This window comes from Paenibacillus nuruki (assembly GCF_963311185.1).
In the GTDB taxonomy this organism is placed as follows: Bacteria; Bacillota; Bacilli; order Paenibacillales; family Paenibacillaceae; genus Saccharibacillus; species Saccharibacillus nuruki.
The window spans coordinates 1114899-1136638 of record NZ_OY725677.1; the positions used below are offsets into that span (position 1 = coordinate 1114899).

Sequence of the window (21740 nt, forward strand, 5' to 3'; positions counted from 1 at the left end):
ATGAAGCCAAAATCTCGTATTGTCAATATTCCTGTATACCAACCAGGTAAGCCTTTAGAAGAAGTAAAGCGTGAATTAGGTCTAAGTGAAGTCATTAAGTTAGCTTCGAATGAAAATCCATACGGTTCTGCTCCATCTGTTCAGGCTGCGATTGCTCAAGAATTAACGCAACTACATATCTATCCTGATGGTGGAGCTGTAGAACTAACTGCACAATTAGGCGCGCATCTAGGTGTTCAGTCGGATCAGATTATTTTCGGTTGTGGATCAGATGAGATTATTGCATTGATCACACGTGCTTTTTTAGAGCCCGGCGACGAGACGATTATGGCAGATCAGACATTTTCAGTCTATAAAAGTAATGCCGATATCGAAGGAGCACTTGTGCATGAAGTGCCTTTAAAAGACGGCGTACATGATCTTGAAGGGATGATGGCACAGGTGAATGGTCGTACCAAAATCATCTGGGTATGTAATCCTAACAATCCGACAGGTACGATTGTATCTCATGAAGAATTAATTGGCTTTTTGGAACAAGTGCCTAGTAGCGTAATGGTGGTATTGGACGAAGCATACTATGAGTATGTAACCGATGCGGCTTACCCACAAAGTCTTAAATTGCTTGAAAAATATACAAATCTAGTGATCTTACGTACATTCTCCAAAATCTATGGTCTGGCTGCACTCCGAATTGGTTATGGTGTAGGACATGCCGATGTTATTAAATTGATCAATCAAGTGCGCGAGCCGTTCAATACTTCACGTATTGGTCAAGCAGCTGCACGTCAAGCTTTGGCAGATCAAGATTTCGTACAAGAATGTCATAACAAGAATAAAGAAGGTATCGAGTATCTAACGGCTGAATTTGACCGTCTAGGACTTCATTACTTCCCAACACAGACAAACTTCATTATGGTCGATGTGAAGCATCAAGCATTAGAATTGTTCCAATCGATGCTTCGTCGTGGAGTCATTGTACGTGCAGGGCATCAGAAATATCCAACGTATATTCGTGTTACGGTTGGAACAGCACGTGAAAATGAAATCTTTATTCGTGCATTAGAAGAGTCGATGCAAGAACAATCAACAACTGTTTAATTTCGTAAGCAAGTGCGTTCGTATCAGGATCAATGCAAGCAGAAAAGATCTAGCTGAGCATGGTCCTGATATGAACCATACTTGATATCAGATAAAGAATGAGTGGGATATGTGATGACAACTAAAATTGCAATTTTCGGTGTAGGGCTGATTGGTGGCTCGCTTGCACTATGTTTTAAAGGCAAGCCTGATCTATATGTAACGGGCTACACGCACCTCCCTGAATTAATACATACGTATCAAGAACGGGAAGTTGTTGACCATGCTACACTTTCGATAGAAGAGGCGGCGTTAGATGCCGACTTTATTTTTTTATGTGTGCCTGTTAGCTTGATTGGTACTTATTTGGACAAGTTAAGTCATTTGCCACTTAAAAAGGGTTGTATTATAACAGATGTAGGCAGTACTAAAGCATCTGTAATTGCTCATGCAGAACAATTGAATTTGGATTCCGTGTATTTTATAGGTGGGCATCCTATGGCAGGTTCAGAACGTGCAGGGGTAGGAGCTGCCTCAGCGCTTTTATTTGAAAATGCATATTACGTACTTACACCTCCAGAAAATGTACCACAGGACGTTGTAGACCGTTTAGGTCATCTTTTGGAACAGACGACAAGAGCACAAATTGTAAAAGTAGAACCGGTTATGCATGATGAAATTGTGGGGGCGATTAGTCATTTACCACATGTCATTGCAGTCGCACTGGTCAATCAAATTCGTCAATACAATCAAGATAATCCATTGTATCGTATGTTAGCCGCAGGTGGATTCCGTGATATTACACGTATCGCTTCCAGTGATCCGATCGTATGGCGAGATATTTTACTGAATAATCGACAGATTATATTGTCTTTGTTAGAAGATTGGAATAGCGGTGTAGCTGACTTTATTGAATTATTGAATCAACAAGACTCTCGTGGGATTGAAGAACAATTTGAAAAAGCAGGCGCTTTCCGTGATCAATTGCCTGAACGTCGTAAAGGTATGATTGCTTCGCTTTATGATCTTTATCTCGAAGTACCCGATCATCCAGGGATTATTGGTAAAATCACAACTGAAATTGGTAATCAAGGCATTAACATTAGCAATGTTCAGATTGTGGAGAGTCGAGAAGATGTACCGGGTGTAATGCGGTTATCCTTTAGACAAGAACATGATATGGAAAAAGCGAAGATTATGCTACAAGATCAGCAATATAGTGTGTTTGTGTAAAGAATAATAGCAAGCATTTGTTCAGAAAAGTAATTGAAATATCTAAAGCAAAATATCAAGGAAACCAGTCTACCTCTTATAGTAAACTGGCTTCCAAATATGGATGGATAAAATAATTTTAGAAAAATATGAAAAAATTAGCTAAGAGTGTTGACAGAATGAAAGCGTATACAGTATACTGAAAGTACAGTATGGTTTCTCTCCACTCCTATCCAATACTAGCTCCCCCTTATTAGGTGGGAACAAACCGCTAACTTATGTTAGCGGTTTCTTTTTGTGTTTTGAGGGAAAATTAGCTATGGTAATATACAATGACTAAGAATAGACACATCGAAAATATATCAATTATAATCATTGTGGATTCTAGTGTATCAACGTAACAGGAGGTCAATTCATGAGAGCCGTAACGATTAGACAACCGTGGGCAACTTTGATTGCGCTAGGAGAAAAAAGATTCGAAACCCGTAGTTGGGCAACCAAGCATCGCGGAGCCATAGCGATTCATGCAGGTAAAGCAGTAGACAAAAAAGCGTGTGCACATCCAGCGATAAAAACGATACTGTCAAAGCATGGATATCCTACACCTAACGATCTTCCAATAGGTGCAGTCATTGCTACAGGAGTGTTAATGGATTGTTGGCAATCTTTTACACAGGAAGCTCAAGTTGTACTTGAATCAGCAGGCAGAATTAAAAACATTACTGCTTTTGAAGAATGTGTAGGAGATTATACCGAAGGACGATATGCTTGGGAATTAGATCAAATGAACATACTACAAAAGCCTATTCCAGCTAAAGGATACTTAAGTCTTTGGAATTGGGAAGAAAGTATAGAAGGGGACTAAAGCAATATAAGTATAATAAGTGTGAATTGAACATATACCCTTGCTAAATAACTTCATCAGATATACAGGTCTAACCGATAACTATATATAGTCAAAAGGAGACACTACATAAAGAAGCATAAAAGTAGCCAAATTGAAGGCATTGAGTACCTGTTAGACGAACCTACTCCAATCTTCAAATCGATTTTCAAAAATAAATTCGAATTTTTTTAATTTTTTTGCTAAAATCAGCAACCTTTTTGGTACATGCTCCGTCTGATAATTAGATAGGTTATAAAAGGGCATTTTTCTGAGGCTTATTTTAAATCAATAAAGCTCTCTCAATCGTAACAGCTGACGATCATTCATCGCTTATTATATTGCAGTTTAATGACATTCGTAATTTTTATCATTCAAATACATTTCAAACTAGAGAAGTTGTTGTAAAGTTGTGGAAACTTGGTTTTCTACCGCAACTTTTGCCGTTCGTTTCGGTATTACATAGTATACATGGAACGGAAAGATGCGGCGGCAGCAACGAGGAGGGTCGCATTAGAATGACAGATGATTCCCTGTTGATTCAGGAAATTAAAAACGGTGATGTGGAGTTATATTCAGAGCTGATGCGTCGTTATCAGCGCAAAATTTTGGCATTTGTGTATCACATGCTCAAAAACTCCAGTCTCGAAATGATGGCAGAGGATTTATGTTCAGAGACGTTCTACAAGGCTTATAAAAGCCTTCATTCCTTCCGGGAAGTAGATGCTTCGTTCTCGACATGGTTGTATACAATTGCACGCAATACTGTACTTAGTGAACTGCGCAAACAAAAAAATGGCAGTGTACCGCTTGAAGAAAGTGGTTTTGTTCCATTAGCACCGAATAGTATGGTGCCTGAGCAAGCTGCATTGCGTAATGAACGTGTACAAATGGTACGTGAAGCAATTGATCTGTTACCTGAAAAGCAAAGATCTGCATTGATCCTCCGCGAATATGATCAGATGGATTATCAGGAAATCGCTGAAATCCTTTCTCAGAGCGTAAGCTCCGTCAAGTCTCTTTTGTTCCGGGCAAGAGCGAGTGTAAAAATTCGGTTAGAACCGTATTTTTATGATTCGGTCTATGATGAGCCTATTGAAGGGATGAAAAGAAAATGAATTGCAGAGAGGCCGAAGAGTTATTCGGGATTTATCACGATCTTCCGAAAAATGATTCGCGCCGCCAGGCACTTGACCGTCATATAGAAGAGTGTCCGGCTTGTGCGGCGGAATTTCAAATATGGCAGGAAAGTTATGATTTAATTCAAGCTCAGGTTGCAGAAGATGAAGCTGCTGAGCTGATGATGAATGCTGAGGCAGAGAAAGTAAACCTTAGCGTCATGGATCGTATTTACGCTGAATCTCCATGGGTATTACAGACCGATCGTAAGCATGGGCCTATTTTGCGTTTGTTCCGCCGTCGTTTATCGGCCTGGATTCTCTGCTTGTTTGCTATATTTATATGTAGTTCGTTATATTTAACACTTGATTTTTCAGGCACATTTGATCGAGATGCGGCGCAAGAGCGTGTATCAGGGATTGTACCTACGGCTATTGCCACAAGCGATAGCGCAACAGTAGCTAATTCTTCTCTACATTTTGTAGGCTCTGAACGTGGTCTAATCGATCCTTTGGTGATTCCTATGAACCCAAGCCATCCTCAATACTGGATGATTTTGTCGGTAGTAGGTATGATGCTTGCTTTACTGTCATTACGCTGGCTTGCCAAAGCGCGTCATTAATCATTTGCTGATATTCAAAACAGTTCACAATCGTAACCATGAACGGAACATGGGGATTGTGAACTGTTTTTTGTTTGGAATACATGTAAATTGTGTTAGTATAGATTATTGTTTTGTATTTAAAGTGACATGGAATAAAAATAGAAAGTAGGGTAATCACTAATGCGTATAGGCTTAATAAGACATGGACTCACTGATTGGAATGCTTTGGGACGGATTCAAGGACATAGTGATATTCCTTTAAATGATGAAGGCAGACGACAAGCGGGATTATTAGCAGAACGTCTTGTGAATGAACGTGAATCCGTACAATGGGATTTTATCGTAGCAAGTGAATTGTCTCGTGCTCAAGAAACCGCTCAAATTATAGCAGATCGTTTACATATTCCTTTGTTGGAACCGGATCAACGATTGAAAGAGCGTTCTTTTGGACAGGTGGAAGGATTAACATGGCAAGAACGAGAAGAAAAGTGGGGCGCTGATTGGGAAACATTAGAATTGGGTCAAGAAAAAGTAGAAGATATTCAAGCGCGTGGATTGGAATTTTTGAATCATACGATGGAACAATATCCAGAGCAAAATATTCTCGTTGTCAGTCATGGTGGATTTTTATCACAGTTATTTACATTACTACTAAAAGAAGCTCACACCGAGCGAATTGGCAATCTTTCTTTGACGGTTTTGGAGCGTACAGAGCAGGAGTGGACGACCATTTTATATAACAATATACAGCATTTACAATAACCCTTCTTTAGACGGGTTATTTTTTATTTTATTTTTTTGTATAATTAGTGATGCGCTTACAAATAAATTGGTTAAATGCCATTAAGGAGTTAATCACATGTTATTGCCTTATCATAATCAACTACCGAATATCGATCCCACTGTTTTTGTTGCAGAAGGTGCCAAATTAATTGGTCATGTAACTGCCGGCAAAGACAGCAGTATATGGTTCAACGCTGTACTTCGTGGCGATCTAGCTCCAGTAATCATTGGAGAGCGTTGTAATATTCAAGATTTAGTTGTAGGACATGTACATGAGAAACATCCGTTATGGATTGAAGATGATGTCTCTGTCGGACACTCCGCTATCGTACACGGTTGCCGAATAGGTAAAGGTTCTCTCATTGGAATGGGAGCTATTATTCTGAACGGTGCTGATATTGGAGAGTATGCTTTGATTGGTGCAGGTTCACTCGTCACTGAGAACACAATAATACCACCTTATACTCTTTCTTTAGGTTCACCAGCACGTGTAATACGCGAGCTTACCGAGCAAGATTTGGAACGGATGGCACGTACTACACAGAGTTATGTGGACAAAGGAGCAGAGTTCAGGAATCCATGAAATAGCATTATGGAGGTGCGCCCTATGTACAAGATGAAAGTAACCTATGAAGTTATGCTGGGACTAGCGGCTGAAATGGTATGGGATCAAGTACTACGTGAGCATCGGATGAATGAATTACATCTTTTAATTGATCAAGCACTTGCGGAAAGAGATGAAGATTCTTTTCAACGTCTAACCGATGAGTTACGTACTCTTGCTTCTACAGTTGTTGTGGAAGAACCGGTGTTAGAAATCGTTGAACGAAAATCATTATCTTTTTAATCAAAAAGTGTGTAAGATCCTGATCTGTTTGTAAGCGTAGCAAGCAGAACAATAATAATTCGTATGGATGCCGTTGTCGGACATAAGGAAGAAACGGAATTTGATTATAAAAAGTTAGTGTATGCTAACTGTCGGAGTCTGCCTATATCAGGCAGGCTTTTTTGTGTACATGAATCGCAAATAAAACGGTTGGCTCTAGGTATAGTACTTGCGCCTGATCTCACATCCTATTAAAATGATATAGATTCATGGCTAACCAAGAATACAGCAGAGTGGTAACAGATAAAGGGGAATGTTGATGTCGATTTCATTATTGTGGAGTAAAGCACTGTTAACAGATCGTAGAGTGCTCTGGTTACTACTTATCTGTAATGCACTGGGGACAGTGTATGGATACATATGGTATGGATTGCAATTAGAATATACATTGGAGATCAAGCCGACATGGATGATCGTTTTTGTACCTGATAGTCCAACCGCAAGCTTATTTTTTACGGTAGCTTTAGCTTTTATTTTATATCCACCCAAGCAAAAAGCATGGATTGTGATTCGGAAATTGTTCGAAGCACTCGCAGTGGTCACTTCTGTAAAATATGGAGTCTGGGCAGTGGTAATGATCTTCTGGGGCGTAGCGTTAGGTGATCCATTATACTGGCAAGATTGGATGTTAACCGCTTCTCATTTAACGATGGCAGTCGAATCGTTATTGTTTGTACGCTTTTTTGTTTTTGGCTGGAAATACCTTCTGATCGCTTTGGCATGGACACTGCTAAACGATTATATGGATTACTCGCAACATATTTATCCATGGCTCAGTCCGCTTCTTGTCGACCGATTAGATCAAGTTCGGAATTTTACAGTCATGCTTACTTTCGCGTCTGCTTTGGCAGGAGCTCTAGCATTAAGACAAGCCCGTAAAATACGGTTGTTTGATTAATAGACTTTGTTATATCTGTATACGTCGAAAAAATCTGTAAATGAAAGAACACGTTAAAAAGATTCACTAAAACAGTATATTCAACAAAAGAACCACAAACCTTTTTAAGGATTGTGGTTCTTTTGTTTTATAGCGACCATAAGAACAATGATTTTGATGGAGTGGATGATGCAAAAGCGACTACTTCTATGACTTGAATGGTACCAACTCAGCTATCCTCACGAAATCCTTCACCATGTACATCATTTACTTCATTAATAATCATGAAAGCACGCGGGTCCACAGAACGAACAATCATCTGCACCCGTCGAATCTCTTGCCTTGATACGACACAATACGCAATTTCTTTGGCGTGTTTAGAATAAGCGCCAATCGCTGGAATTAAAGTGACTCCACGATCCAATTCTTTCATAATAATTTCAGCAATCTCACCGGCATGATCACTAATAATAGTAAACGCTTTACCTGAATACGCACCATCTTGAATAAAGTCGATTAACTTGGAGGCAATATAGACAGTCACTAAGGTGTACAATACTAATTCTTTACTGATAAAAAATAATGAAGATCCAATAATCGCAATATCAATAACTAACATAATCTGACCCATACTCCAACCGAACTTTAAATGAAGAATACGAGCAATAATATCTGAACCACCGGTAGTACCTCCAAAGCGGAATACAATCCCAAGTCCTGTACCTAACGTTACACCTGCATAAAGCGCAGCTAAAATATAATCATTTTTGGTCTGAAATGTACCGATCCAACCCATTTTGATCATTCGTTCAAATAACCATAAGAAAAAGGTAAGCGAAGCAATCCCTACGCCAGTATAGATCATCTGACGTTTACCTAATAATTTAAGACCAATTAGAAATAAAGGAATATTCAAAATAAGTGTAGATAAGGAGGGCGATATACCAAATGCATAATTCAGCAGTACGGTGATTCCTGTGACTCCACCTTCCATCAAGGTGTTGGGAATAATAAAATAGAGCAAACCAAATGCATACAAGCCGGCTCCGAATATAATCGGAATAATCAATCGAAGTTGATTCCAATATTTGTGCTTTGACATCGCCAATACCTCCGTAAAATAAACTAACCTTTAACAGTATACATTTTTTCGTGCATAATTGCATAAAAGTTATTGCAATGAGTATAGTCACAAATATTGATTTGTGTTCAAAATCGCTTTAGGATAACATTGTAGTAACAATGAACATCGTTAATTTGTTGGAAATACCGGGTACATAAGATTGAAAATGTGTAATGGAGGCTATAATTAATGACAGAGAAATCTTTAGCAGAAATGCAGCGCGAAGTCGATGCGTATATTTCACAATTCAAAGAAGGTTATTTTTCTCCACTCGCCATGTTAGCACGCATGTCTGAAGAAGTGGGCGAGTTGGCACGTGAAGTCAATCATTCTTTTGGCGAAAAACCGAAAAAAAATGATGAAGATGATAATTCTATCGAATTGGAACTGGGTGATATTTTATTTATTACGATGTGCTTTGCCAATTCATTAGGAATTGATCTTACACAAGCACATAATCAAGTGATGCATAAATTTAACACACGCGATAAAGATCGCTGGACACGTATAGACGAAAGTAGCACTGAAGAACAATAATATCAATCAAGCATTTTAAAGTAAAAGGAGTCTGTTATGACAACATTGATCAAAGTAATCGTCGCCGGAGCTGGCGGGCGTATGGGTAAAGAAGTCTTGAAATTAGTACTAGGTGACAAACAATTAGAGTTAGCAGCGGCAATTGGTCGCTCTGATGCGGGCAAAGACGCTGGCGAATTAGTTGGTCTGCCTACAGCACACATCCAAGTCGTTGCTGATCTGAAGCAAGCATTAGCAGACTATCCAGCAGATGTATTAGTAGACTTTACGACACCTGAATATGCATATGAGCATGCTTCATTAGCTATCGAAGCAGGTGTGCGTCCAGTGATGGGTACAACAGGATATACAACCGAGCAAATTCAGGAATTAGATCAGAAATGTCAGGCAGCTGGTCTAGGTGGATTAATTGCACCGAACTTTTCGATCGGTGCTATTTTAATGATGCGTTTTGCAACACAAGCCGCCAAACATTTTCCGAATCTAGAGATTATTGAATATCACGGTGATCAGAAATTAGATGCGCCTTCAGGCACAGCTGTCAAAACAGCAGAAATGATCTCAGAAGTTCGTGAATCGATGAAACAAGGTAATCCAAATGAGAAAGAAAATATAAAAGGTGCTCGTGGTGGAGAATATGACGGATTCCGTATCCACAGTGTTCGTTTGCCAGGTGTATTTGCACAACAAGAAGTGATTTTTGGCGGTGCTGGAGAATCACTCAAAATCCGCAATGATTCGTATGAGCGTTCTAGCTACATGCCAGGTGTAAAGCTAGGGGTTCAAAAAGTAATGGAATACAGCGGTATGATCTATGGATTTGAGCGTTTTATCGATTAATTTGAAGAGTAGGGGAGATTTCGATGTTTAATATCGCTTTTATTGCCCATGACCGTAAAAAAGATGAGATGGTCAACTTTGTGATTGCTTATGAAAATGTTTTTGATGGACATCAATTATATTCTACAGGTACCACAGGAATGCGTATTATGGAACATACCCAGTTGAAAATTCATCGTTATTTATCAGGTCCACTAGGTGGAGATCAACAGATCGGTGCTATGGTTGCGCAAAATGATATGGATTTGATTATCTTTTTACGTGATCCATTGATGGCACAGCCGCATGAACCGGATATCAGTGCTTTGCTTCGTATTTGTGATGTACAAGGGATTCCTGTAGCTACCAATATTGCAACTGCTGAGATTCTGGTTAAAGCGTTAGATCGTGGCGATTTTGCATGGCGTGAGCTTGTTCATAAATACAAGCCGGAGGCACTGTAATGAGTCAGTCTGTTGATATTCTTGTATTTGGTGCGCATGCAGATGATGCAGAGATTGGCATGGCGGGTACGATCGCTAAGCATGCCGCAGCAGGTCTAAAAGTAGGCATTTGTGATTTGACAGAAGCAGAGATGTCTTCGAATGGGAATGTGGAGTTGCGTAAGCAAGAAGCAGAGGCCGCAGGTAAAGTATTGGGATTAGCTTATCGTAGTAACTTAGGATTGCCTGATCGCCGTTTGGCACGTTCTACAGAGCAATTGGATGCGATTACTGCTGAGATTCGTAAGCTATCTCCCAAAATTGTATTTGCTCCGTATTGGATCGATCGTCATCCAGATCATATGATCTGTAGTCAACTGGTAGAAGAAGCTGTATTTAATGCGAAGTTGCGTCGTTATATGCCAGAACTTCCTCCAGTAACTGTGCAGCAGACCTATTATTATTTTATCAATGATCCTGCGCCTACCGATCTGCTTATAGATGTCACGGATGTATATGAGCAGAAAGAACAAGCTTTACTTTGTTATCGTTCTCAATTTGGTGGATTAGGTGCAGATATCGATATGGTTGAGACACCGCTAACACAAGGGTATGTCGAACGAGTACGTTATCGGGATAGCTTAGCAGGTCAACGCAGTCAGATTAAGTTTGCTGAAGGATTTGTAACGAAGACTCCTTTTGTCGTTGATCTTTTTCGCTAAAATCTCTTTTTTTTGCTAACACAATTATAAAGAGTATGTATATAATATAAAGTAATGAACTTACCTGATATAAAACGTAGAGCTTACATCATGATAAATGATGTAAGTGAAAGGAGACAGCCCTTATGGACACGATGCTCAAAATCGGCATCACATGTTATCCGTCGCTGGGCGGCTCCGGCGTCGTGGCAACAGAATTAGGCAAATTACTTGCTGAAAAAGGGCATCAAGTGCATTTTATTTCGCACAGTGTTCCTTTTCGATTAGGAACATTTCACAAAAATATTTTTTATCATGAAGTTGAAGTGAATGATTATTACGTGTTTAAATATCCGCCGTATGATCTAACACTGGCTAACAAAATGGCTCAAGTCGCTAAAATGCAACAGCTGGATGTTCTGCATGTGCATTACGCTGTGCCTCATGCGGTATGTGCTTTTCTAGCGAAGCAAATGGTTGGCGATCATCTGAAAGTCGTTACGACTTTGCATGGAACAGATATCACAGTACTCGCACAAGATGAATCTTTGAAAGATTTGATTCGATTGGCGATCAACGAAAGTGATGCTGTAACAGCTGTATCGAAAGACTTGATTCGTGAGACGCACGAATTGTTAGATATTACACGCAATATTGATTTGACGTACAATTTTGTAGACAAACGAATGTATTATCCACGAGATACGACTGAATTGCATAAAGATTATGCTTTTGGTGATGATCGTGTACTGATGCATGTATCGAATTTTCGCCCGGTCAAACGTGTTAGCGATGTGGTAGAGATTTTTGCCAAAGTCAATGAGAAGATACCTTCCCGATTGTTACTTGTAGGTGAAGGGCCTGATCTGCCTAAAATTCAATTTCAGATTCAAGAATTGGGCTTAACGGATCGTGTGATGTTTCTCGGTAAGCAAGATGATATCCCGCAAGTGATCTCGTTAGCTGATATTTTGTTACTGCCTTCGGAAAAAGAAAGCTTTGGCTTGGTAGCGTTAGAAGCTATGGCATGCGGTGTACCTACTGTAGGTTCACAAGCAGGCGGTATTCCTGAATTGATTATTCATGGAGAAACGGGTTATCTTGCGCCGATTGGTGATACAGACAAAATGGCAGAACATGCCATCGAATTATTAACCAACCATCAGTTGATGCAGACGATGATCAAAAATTGTCTGGATCGTTCGCAACGTGAATTTAGCAACGAACGCATGATGGCTGAATATGAACAAATTTACTACCGGGTACTTGGACGTGAATTGTCTCAGCCTTCTCCGGTATGTGGTTGAGGGGATTATACCATGCAATGGAAATGGGTAGATCCGCAAACGGCGGAGCAGGGACAATCTCTGCTCCGCCGTTTGACTGATCAGGGATATGAAGGATATTTTGTAGGTGGATGTGTACGTGATGAATTAATGGGGCGACCGGTCAATGATATGGATATTGCAACCAATGCCACACCAGAGCAGGTGATGGCTTTATTTGAACGTACCATTCCGACAGGATTAGAACACGGTACAATTACCGTTTTGATTGAAAATGAGCCTTTTGAAGTGACTACATACCGTACGGAAACGGAATACGTCGATCATCGTCGTCCAGAACAGGTACAATTTGTGCGTGAACTGAGTGAAGATTTACGCCGACGTGATTTTACAATGAATGCTATTGCACGGGGGATAGATGGAGAGTACGTCGATCCTTTTCATGGCATCGAAGATTTACGCAATGGAATTATTCGCTGTGTAGGTATAGCGGATGAACGGTTTGAAGAAGATGCATTACGGATGGTACGAGGGATTCGATTTGCTTCGGTGTTTGATTTTGAGATTGAACAGCAGACATGGCAAGCGCTTTTCAATCATCAAGCTTTAATCAAACATATTGCTACTGAACGTATTCGTGTCGAAATGGAAAAAATGATAGCAGGTCCATATCCGTATCATGGAATTGAATTGCTGTTAAGCAGTGGATTGATTCCTTATATGAAAGTCGATGTACCTTGCGAAAAGTTGAATCTTGATTTACTACGCTCATTAGAATCATTACCCTCATCGCCATTGGTTTTGCGTTGGACATTGATTGCATTAGCGTTAGGTATAGATGAACAACAGATCAAGCAATATTTCAAATCATGGACATTTCCAAATACAATCACAGATCAAGCATCTAAAATCATACGAATGAATCAGCGCTTATATGATGGAATAGTAGAACAAGAATCTGTATCACTGGTAGAGAATGAAGTGGTTATAGAGTCAACATCCAGCATCGATCAGTCTTATGTGAGATTTGTCAGTTGTGTATTGGATTATGGGAAAGAGATTGCGCAACACTGGCGTACACTGTATGCTGTTTTACCATCCACATATCAACAACGATTATCTACCATCGGACAGCAAGCAGATAGTTGGTTAGAGCAGTTAACGATTTACAGTCTAGCTGATCTACCGATTAAAGGACAAGAAGTGTTGGAATATGTAAAGATTCCCGCTGGAAAATGGTTGGGCGAATTATTTAATGAGATTCTACTTGTTGTTGCTACAGGGCAATTGGAAAATAACAAAGAGGCTATATTACATTATGCAGATCAGGCCTTAGTAAGGAAGGGATTACGATGAATGATGAACATCTGCTTCAATTGCTGAATGAACATCCAGGACAATATATTTCAGGTGAAGAAATCAGTCGCCGCATGTCGGTGAGTCGAACAGCCATCTGGAAAGGAATTAATCGTTTGAAAGAAAAAGGGTATGAATTTGACTCGACTTCTCGCAAAGGATATCGGATCACACGTCGTCCGGATCGATTCGATGTCACAGCTCTACAATTAGCATTAAGTGAAAAAGGTTCGTGGGGTCAGCCTCTACATTTATTCGAATCTGTACTTTCTACACAGGATGAAGCACGAACTCTTGCAGAACAACAGACCGCTGAAGGGACATTAGTAATTGCTGAAGAACAGACCGCAGGTCGTGGCAGACAAGGAAGACCTTTCTTTTCCCCATCCGGTAGAGGCATCTGGATGAGTCTGGTGATGCGTCCGACACAACCATTACAGTATATGTCTCAATTAACATTACTGGCTGCTGTAGCGGTATGTAGAGCGTTACGTAACATCACACAATTAGATATCGGCATTAAATGGCCGAATGATCTATTAATAGATGGACGCAAAGTATGCGGTATTCTGATCGAATCGGCAGCGGAAGATGGACGTGTACGTTATGCGATTGCAGGTATCGGTATAGATGCTAACTTAACAGCAGAAGATCTGCCAGAACATTTACAGTCGATTGCCACTTCTCTACGAATCGAATCCGGTCAGATTGTAGATCGTACAGTTGTTGTTGCTGAAGTGATCTCTGAACTAGAAACATTGTATCAATTGTATGCAGAAGAAGGATTCACACCCATTGCAGCTTTATGGGAAAGTATGGCGATTTCAATCGGCAAATCGATTCAAGTCCACAATGCACAAGGTTCTTTACAAGGGATTGCTCAAGGTCTAGGGATGAACGGTGAACTGTTACTACGTCTTGCTGATGATCAGGTGGTTCCTATTTATTCAGGAGATATCGAATTTTAATTTAAAAATAATTGTGAGCCAAACTAGTGAATTTGAGTATTTGTTCTGTTATACTATATCGGAAGACGGTATCGGCAAGACCGAACCGTACTTTTTGATGTTAACTTGATGTTACCAGCGCTTGGCAATATAAGCGCGACCAAGTTCAATGGAAAATGATTTTTGCGAAGCAAAATATCTTTCTACCAGCGCTTGGCAATATAAGCGCGCCCCAGTTCAATGAGAAAATGATTTTTGCGAAGCAAAATATCTTTCTATCAGCGCTTGGCAATATAAGCGCATTATGCAAGCCACTCTAATGTTCACTCAATTACCGAGGTTATCTGTCTGTTGAAAAGATCACTGTTATTCAGCAGAAATAAACCTACAATTTTTGAGTCGCAGATTAGAGTACTAACTGAATAGGTATCCCATCCAGGATACACATGTGAAGCGAGGTGTTGGCTTACATTCAATTCTGCTCTGAGCCGTTTTATAGGACCGAGACAGGAGAGATGATCGCAAAGTGACTCTTTTTTGGACTCAGGACCTTTTTAGTGAACGACTAGACTAAAAGGTTTTTTATTTTGTCCGAAAGACTATACCCAACTTAAAAGGAGCTTGATGTCACCATGGCAGCCAAAATGCCGCTTAATATTTTGAAAATGAAAAAAATGAAACAGGAAGGTCATCCGATTACGATGATTACCGCCTACGATTATCCAACCGCTCAGCTTGCCGAAGAAGCAGGAGTAGATATGTTATTGATTGGAGATTCGTTAGGTAATGTCGTGCTTGGATATGATTCGACGATTCCTGTAACTATAGATGATATTGTATACCATTCGCGTGCAGTTGCTCGCGGCGCAGGATCTACGTTTATCGTAGCTGATTTGCCTTTTATGACGTATCACGGAAGTATTGACGAGACATTAAAAAGTGTTCGTCGATTAATGCAAGAAGGTCATGCTCATGCAATCAAACTTGAAGGTGGTGCAGAGATTGCAGATACCGTCAAAGCGATTGTACAAGCAGGTGTGCCGGTTATTGCGCATATCGGTCTAACTCCACAATCGGTACATCAGATTGGCGGATACCGGATTCAAGGGAAAGACGAGAAAGATGCACAACGTTTATTGGACGATGCTCTGGCATTAGAAGCGGCAGGCGCATTTGGAATTGTGTTAGAGCTTGTTACCGAAGAAGCAGCGACAACCATTAGCCAAAAGTTATCGATTCCAACAATTGGTATTGGAGCAGGTCGTGGTTGTGATGGTCAAGTGCTAGTGTTCCACGATGCAGTGAAATACACATCGTCTTACCGTGAAAAACGATTTGTTAAAACGTATGCGGATATAGGCGATACCATTCGTACGGCTTTGCAAGAGTATGTCAATGAAGTGAGAAGCGGCGCATTCCCAACAGAACAGCATGTGTTTAGTGGAGATCAAGAAGCATTAGGATCATTGTATGGAGCCAAACGGAAGGTGGAGACTCAATCGTGAAAGTAGTACGTAGCATCACCGAAATGAGAACCGAAGTCAAACAATTACGCAAACAACGTTCGACGATAGATCATGAAGCAACAGTTGGACTTGTTCCAACAATGGGATTTTTGCATGATGGACATGCTAGTCTAATGCAAAAAGCAACAGAAATGAGCGATATTGTAGCGATCAGTATTTTCGTTAATCCGATTCAATTTGGACCGAATGAAGATTTCGAACGTTATCCTCGTGATGAGAAGCGTGATCTTGCATTAGCTGAAAAAAATGGAGTCGATCTGGTCTTTATGCCAGATGTTGAAGATATGTATCCTACACCAATCAAAACCCATGTCACTGTTGCTGATCTCACAGATACCCTGTGTGGTGCTTCGCGTCCAGGTCATTTTGATGGGGTATCGACTGTAGTCACCAAGCTTTTCAATATTGTAAAGCCTGATTATGCGTTCTTCGGTACAAAAGATGCACAACAAGTTGCTGTGCTTCGTCAAATGGTGACTGATTTGAATATGGATGTGGACATTGTCCCTTGTCCGATTGTTCGTGAACAAGATGGACTGGCACTAAGTTCTCGTAATGTGTACCTATCTCGTGAAGAACGCGAACAAGCATTAGTGCTTTCACGTTCCTTAAATAATGTACAGCAACAGATTCGTGATCAAGAGGATATGACAGCAGGACAAGTACGTGAATTCCTGCGTACATCGATTGCTCAATCAACCATTGCTGAGGTTGATTATGCAGATATTTTAAGTTTTCCACGGTTAGAATCGTTGGCAGAGCATACTGTTTTAGCTGAGTTGGATCATGAAGTGATTATTGCATTGGCTGTCAAATTCGGACGTACCCGTCTGATCGATAATGTTATTCTGGAAGCGAAAGGTGTTGCGCTACATGTATAGAACAATGATGAAATCCAAAATTCACCGTGCTACAGTAACGGAAGCAAACTTGAATTATGTAGGTAGTATTACGATAGATGAAGATTTAATGGATGCGGCAGATTTGCTTGAAAATGAAAAAGTACAAATTGTTAACAATAACAATGGTGCTCGCTTGGAAACGTATGTGATCGTAGGTGAACGTGGGAGCGGAGTTGTCTGTTTAAATGGTGCAGCAGCACGTCTAGTACAGCCGGGTGACACTGTGATTATTATTTCGTATGCGATGATGAGTGCTGAGGAATTAGCCACTCACCGTCCGACGCTAGTATTCGTTGATGAAACGAACAAAGCAGTTATGGAAGCTCACAAAGAAGTTCACGCAACGATTATGTAAGAATGAGGGTTGAATAAGGCTTGGTGGGGGCGTTTTTAGTTACCTCGCTTCGGGAATGGAATTGTTCTTGTCGTCGCTGATTGACTATAATCCCTGTTATATACCGCATAGCGATAGGGATTATAGTCAAAAGGCGATCGCTTCGCTCTTTCAGAACAATTTCCATTACCTTCGCTAGAGCGGGTAGCTAATACGCTGTTCACAAATAGTTTATTCAGGTTGGCTTGCCAAGGGCATTCTTGGTAGGAGAACATTTTATAGATTGAAGGATTGTGTTAGTGGGAGGATCTGGTGGGTAAGGGACTAGGTTCTTTTTTGTTTTGAAATGATAGAAATGAGGTTGGTCGATAATGCAAAAAGAAGAAGTATCCTTTTTAGGATGCTTCTTCTTTTTTTATGGATAGAGGATATATGTTAATCAGTGATGGTGTAGTTAGATGAAGCGGCTATAATAGCTGCTTTTGCCCAGTGGGTGGATGGAACGTCAGTCCATTGGGTTGTTGAGTTTTGAGTTTTATCTAATTTGAGTACACGGTTAAGAGTGGTTACGGCTTCAGCACGAGTGAGTGGTTGATTAGGTTTAAATGCTGTTGGCGTTAGACCTTGCATAAATCCAGCTTGATTCACTCGTTTAATATCAGCAATAGCCCAGTTGTTTTGAATATCTGTAGCATTTGATGTTCCTGTGCCACTTAGTTTTTGCCAGCGGCTGATGATCGTTGCCATCTCAGCGCGTGTAATCGCTTGATTGGGCTTAAATGTACCATCAGGTAGTCCACTCATCAAGCCATTGGTTTGTACATCTTGAATCGCTTGGTGAGCCCACAGCGAACTCGGAACATCTGAGTAAGAAGTTATAGATTGCTCAGATGTGGAATGTGTACTTAATCGAGATAGCATAGAAGCCATTTCAGCGCGAGTCACTTGTTGGTTCGGACGGAATGTTTGATCACTATATCCTTGAATATAAGCTTGGTACACATTTTGGCTAACAGTTGATGGATTAGCTTGGATTGGTGTCGTTGTTTCCACTTTGGAAGATGGAATATCCAATATGGTAAATATGCTAAACGCAGTCACTGTAAATTTCAAACCCGTCTGACCGTTAGCTTCATTAACTACAATCGGTTGAATTAACTCATGCTCTCCATTGCTATGTTCTACAAAAATGCGAAGTTCTTGTAACCATTCTGTTTTAGCAATTGCATTTTGAGGAATAGTATTAGTATCTACAGGCATAACCAGATCTACTGACTGATTCTGCAAATTCGTTTCAATATTCATCGGTGTACCAACGACTGTGATATTTCCATCTTTGGATACATTTTTAACAAGTGATTGTTGTTGTGCACGTAACTTCACAGCATTTTGATCGGTAGAAGAGGTTAAAGGAATGACTTGAAATTGCAAATCGTTTTTCAACGATTGTAATGATGCTGTTGGAATAGCCAATTGAACATGTTCTGTATTAAAATCCAAGTTCATATTAGCTTGATTTAGACTGTTTAAAGCTGTTTGCGGCATCGTCATTTTCAATGAATTAGCAGTGTTTGGAATAGTAATAGTTGCTGTTTTTTGATTGTTTGCTTGTAATTTATTAATTTCTGTTTGTAATCTGTCTGTAGAAAATAAAATACTGGATTGCGGCTGTCCATTTGCTAAAGATATTTGTGTTGTGCTACTTATATTATTAGCAGATAGTACAGTTGATTTACTAGTATTGGTTGCTACATTAGAATTACCATTTGTATTCGATGAATTGGTATTTTTATCATCGGATTCTTTGACGTTCACTGTTGCAGTTGCTTTAAAATTGCCATCTACAGTAGTTGCTGTAATGATTGCAGTTCCTTTAGCGATAGGTGTAACCATTCCATTTTTCACCAGTGCTACTTTCTCATTGCTACTCATCCAAGTGATATCTGCTTGAGTTGCGTTAACAGGAGCAACGGTTGCTTGAAGAGTTACAGGTTGATCTTTCTTATTGATTGTAAGTGTAGAAGTACTTAGTGTAATACCAGTAACATCTACAGTTTGCTTAGGATCTGTAAAGTCTAATTTTTGAATAACTTGTTCTCCAGTTACACTGCGCTGAATACTACTTCCATAAGCAGTACCATCAGGTAAGAAAACGATGCTGTTATTATTATCATTTCTTCCCATATCTACTAAATCATTAATATCAAGAGGTAATTTTTTTAATAATGAAGATTTTGCTTGAAATACATTTCTATTATCTGCATTAATATATAAATTTCCAGCAGGACTTATATCAATATCATTTGTGCGATTAGGGTAATCAATTACTAATGTCGGAGTGGTAGCAGTAGAACCATCCATTTTCAAAATTTGGCTCATCTTATTTTTAGTTACTGACATATAAAGCTGATTTTGATGATCAAAAGCTAACCCATCTATATAAACCGGTCCTGTATCTTTAAAATGATAATAAGGTTGGCTTAATGTCAAAAGCTCTTCTTGGGTTAATGGGGTTGAACGATTTAAATATTTAGCATCTAATTTAAAGATATAGTGATAAGCAATCATCGAGAAAAATAAATTACCTTGTTGATCTACAGCTACAGCATTTGCCAGAGGGGTGGCAGCAAGCAACGATCTTTTGTAACCAGTACTGGTTTTAATAACCTCATAAAATCCTTTTTGAAAATCTGCAATATATAAGTGATCTTTCCAAGCAGTCATAGTTGCTATCTTGCGAATATCTAATCCTTCTATACTTAAAGGAAGAGGTTTAACAGTTACTCTTCTTGTTACTTCTAGCGCTGAGATATTTGCAGGATTGGTCACGTTGTAATGAACCGTGTACTCGCCTGGAATAGACGTATTTATAGAAGATATAGCTTTACTATCCAAAGTATAAGTGACTTTTACATCCAGTTTAGAATAGGTAGCATCTTGTACTGTTACTCCTTCTTCAATATAAGTATCTCCAGCAAAAAGAACAGGATTATAATTTCCTTTTAAGGCAATTAAAGGTGCGGAGCGAGGGAAAATTGCTTTTATTTTACCATTTTCACTATAATAACCTCGACCATCAGGTAAAAAAACGATGCCGTCTGAATTAATATTCATTGTATTAATTTCGAGATATGATTTGAAAGATGTATCAGCTACTGGTAAGTTTTTTAATTCATTGGCAGAAATTTTGAAAAATCCACGGTCTGAAAAATCTGGTTTATATAAAGTAGCTTTAAAGAATAGATTATCATTTTCGTCGAATGTCATCACTTGTAAATCTTCAAGGTCTTCTTGTGTGACTCTTTCCAACAATTGATCATTTGAATTCCATCTATAAAGAGTAGTGTCAAAAAAATCAAGCGGAACAGCAATGTAAAGCTGATCTTGAGAATTGAATGCAATATTAGAAATATTTTTTATAGGATCGTTACCATCAGATGCTTTGTCACTAAGATCTAAATAAAGTGAACTATATTTCTTAAATTGTTCTGGAGTTAACGCAGCATCCTGTAAATATTGAGCATCTATCTTGTTGATGAGTGATTTGTTTTCTAAGGTATAAAATAGGTCGCCAGCTTGATTGAAAGCAACAGTAACAACATTATCGGCATAGTATCCACCGTACACGATAGAAGTAACTGTTCCAGAGCTTAATTCGACTTTTGATATTCCTGAACTGCCTTGTGCAATATAGACAGAACCATTATGATATGCCATACCTAACGCACCACGGATATTTAGCTGATCAAGATCTTTCTGTTTTTCAGTAGCAACAACATCAATAGTACGTTGTTGAGGATAAGAACGTTTTCCAGCTGGATTTTCTGCAATATATGTGATTACGTATATTCCAGGTATATTAGTATCAATTTGATTTACTGGAACAGAATTTAATGTATATGTAATATTTATTTTTAACTCATTTTCACTATATACACTGTCTGCTACACTCCAGCCTTCTTCAATAAAAGCTTCTCCCTGTTTTAATGTCATATTATAGTCTCCATAAAGAAATAAATTTAAGAAACTTAAATCCTGACTTTCTTTACTTGCTATCAAATTACTTGTTCCTTCCTCACTTGCAAAAAGCGTGGCAGGCGCTGACCCCATTAATGTCACCACCAACACCAAAAACATCATCATAAACTTTCTCATTTTACTTTAATTCCCTCCATTTATAATTATATTGAAATCCTTTACTAATATAACAGATGCTACTCAATATGGGTAAATTAAAATTCACACAATTTAAAGCTATATGATATTTTATGTAACTCTATATATGTTCCTCATTTCCTGCTTCTTCCTAAACGAGTTATTCAAAA

21 protein-coding genes are annotated in these 21740 nt (G+C 39.3%); 19 read left to right on the plus strand and 2 right to left on the minus strand.

Features of this window, described 5'->3' with window-relative positions; genetic code table 11:
- The 9 genes from hisC (at window position 1) to RCP16_RS05050 (ending at window position 7462) form a co-directional block, all read left to right on the plus strand.
- Entirely contained in the window at window positions 1-1098 is a 1098-nt protein-coding gene (hisC, locus tag RCP16_RS05010) for a histidinol-phosphate transaminase (RefSeq protein ID WP_069327926.1), read from the plus strand.
- 114 nt (window positions 1099-1212) lie between these two features.
- On the plus strand, window positions 1213-2310 hold the full coding sequence (locus RCP16_RS05015) for a prephenate dehydrogenase (RefSeq protein ID WP_069327927.1): 1098 nt from the start codon (window positions 1213-1215) through the stop codon (window positions 2308-2310).
- A gap of 394 nt (window positions 2311-2704) precedes the next feature.
- A complete protein-coding gene (locus RCP16_RS05020; protein ID WP_308641788.1) occupies window positions 2705-3154 on the plus strand; it encodes an ASCH domain-containing protein in 450 nt (149 codons plus the stop codon).
- Between the two features lie 536 nt (window positions 3155-3690).
- Complete coding sequence (locus tag RCP16_RS05025) at window positions 3691-4290, plus strand: RNA polymerase sigma factor (protein ID WP_069327929.1); 600 nt, start codon at window positions 3691-3693, stop codon at window positions 4288-4290.
- Window positions 4287-4913 (plus strand): anti-sigma factor family protein, encoded by a 627-nt coding sequence (locus RCP16_RS05030; RefSeq protein ID WP_069327930.1) that lies wholly within the window; start codon window positions 4287-4289, stop codon window positions 4911-4913. Before RCP16_RS05025 ends, RCP16_RS05030 begins: the two co-directional genes overlap by 4 nt.
- Before the next feature lie 162 nt (window positions 4914-5075).
- Window positions 5076-5657: a histidine phosphatase family protein gene (locus tag RCP16_RS05035; RefSeq protein ID WP_308641789.1), complete on the plus strand. Its 582-nt coding sequence runs from the start codon at window positions 5076-5078 to the stop codon at window positions 5655-5657.
- 97 nt (window positions 5658-5754) lie between these two features.
- Entirely contained in the window at window positions 5755-6261 is a 507-nt protein-coding gene (locus RCP16_RS05040; protein ID WP_069327932.1) for a gamma carbonic anhydrase family protein, read from the plus strand.
- 24 nt (window positions 6262-6285) lie between these two features.
- Window positions 6286-6525, plus strand: a complete 240-nt coding sequence (locus RCP16_RS05045; RefSeq protein WP_069327933.1) for an IDEAL domain-containing protein — start codon at window positions 6286-6288, stop codon at window positions 6523-6525.
- Window positions 6526-6823: 298 nt separating this feature from the next.
- Window positions 6824-7462, plus strand: a complete 639-nt coding sequence (locus RCP16_RS05050; protein WP_308641790.1) for a DUF1405 domain-containing protein — start codon at window positions 6824-6826, stop codon at window positions 7460-7462.
- A 208-nt stretch (window positions 7463-7670) separates the two neighbouring features.
- Here the strand turns inward: RCP16_RS05050 and RCP16_RS05055 are convergent, their stop codons facing one another.
- Window positions 7671-8543, minus strand: a complete 873-nt coding sequence (locus RCP16_RS05055; protein WP_069327935.1) for a YitT family protein — start codon at window positions 8541-8543, stop codon at window positions 7671-7673.
- A 210-nt stretch (window positions 8544-8753) separates the two neighbouring features.
- Between RCP16_RS05055 and RCP16_RS05060 the strand changes: the two genes are divergently transcribed.
- The 10 genes from RCP16_RS05060 to panD all read left to right on the plus strand — a co-directional run bounded on the left by RCP16_RS05060 (window position 8754) and on the right by panD (window position 17436).
- Complete coding sequence (locus RCP16_RS05060; RefSeq protein ID WP_069327936.1) at window positions 8754-9101, plus strand: nucleotide pyrophosphohydrolase; 348 nt, start codon at window positions 8754-8756, stop codon at window positions 9099-9101.
- A 36-nt stretch (window positions 9102-9137) separates the two neighbouring features.
- The gene (dapB, locus tag RCP16_RS05065) at window positions 9138-9941 is read left to right on the plus strand and encodes a 4-hydroxy-tetrahydrodipicolinate reductase (protein WP_069327937.1); all 804 of its coding nucleotides are present in this window, start codon (window positions 9138-9140) and stop codon (window positions 9939-9941) included.
- A 23-nt stretch (window positions 9942-9964) separates the two neighbouring features.
- Window positions 9965-10384, plus strand: coding sequence for a methylglyoxal synthase (locus RCP16_RS05070; RefSeq protein WP_069327938.1), 420 nt, complete (start codon window positions 9965-9967; stop codon window positions 10382-10384).
- Window positions 10384-11085, plus strand: a complete 702-nt coding sequence (gene bshB1 / locus RCP16_RS05075) for a bacillithiol biosynthesis deacetylase BshB1 (protein WP_273594325.1) — start codon at window positions 10384-10386, stop codon at window positions 11083-11085. Before RCP16_RS05070 ends, bshB1 begins: the two co-directional genes overlap by 1 nt.
- A 125-nt stretch (window positions 11086-11210) precedes the next feature.
- Window positions 11211-12371 carry an N-acetyl-alpha-D-glucosaminyl L-malate synthase BshA gene (gene bshA / locus RCP16_RS05080; protein WP_069327940.1) on the plus strand — a complete coding sequence of 387 codons (1161 nt, stop codon included), beginning with the start codon at window positions 11211-11213 and terminating at the stop codon, window positions 12369-12371.
- A gap of 12 nt (window positions 12372-12383) precedes the next feature.
- Window positions 12384-13706, plus strand: coding sequence for a CCA tRNA nucleotidyltransferase (locus RCP16_RS05085; RefSeq protein WP_308641791.1), 1323 nt, complete (start codon window positions 12384-12386; stop codon window positions 13704-13706).
- Window positions 13703-14674 (plus strand): biotin--[acetyl-CoA-carboxylase] ligase, encoded by a 972-nt coding sequence (locus RCP16_RS05090; RefSeq protein WP_308641792.1) that lies wholly within the window; start codon window positions 13703-13705, stop codon window positions 14672-14674. Before RCP16_RS05085 ends, RCP16_RS05090 begins: the two co-directional genes overlap by 4 nt.
- Window positions 14675-15285: 611 nt before the next feature.
- A complete protein-coding gene (gene panB, locus RCP16_RS05095; RefSeq protein ID WP_308641793.1) occupies window positions 15286-16158 on the plus strand; it encodes a 3-methyl-2-oxobutanoate hydroxymethyltransferase in 873 nt (290 codons plus the stop codon).
- A complete protein-coding gene (gene panC / locus RCP16_RS05100; RefSeq protein ID WP_273594321.1) occupies window positions 16155-17060 on the plus strand; it encodes a pantoate--beta-alanine ligase in 906 nt (301 codons plus the stop codon). Before panB ends, panC begins: the two co-directional genes overlap by 4 nt.
- Entirely contained in the window at window positions 17053-17436 is a 384-nt protein-coding gene (gene panD, locus RCP16_RS05105; RefSeq protein ID WP_308641794.1) for an aspartate 1-decarboxylase, read from the plus strand. The genes panC and panD overlap by 8 nt, the downstream gene beginning before the upstream one ends.
- A 414-nt stretch (window positions 17437-17850) precedes the next feature.
- Here the strand turns inward: panD and RCP16_RS05110 are convergent, their stop codons facing one another.
- Entirely contained in the window at window positions 17851-21570 is a 3720-nt protein-coding gene (locus RCP16_RS05110) for an S-layer homology domain-containing protein (RefSeq protein WP_308641795.1), read from the minus strand.
- Between the last annotated feature and the right edge of the window lie 170 nt (window positions 21571-21740).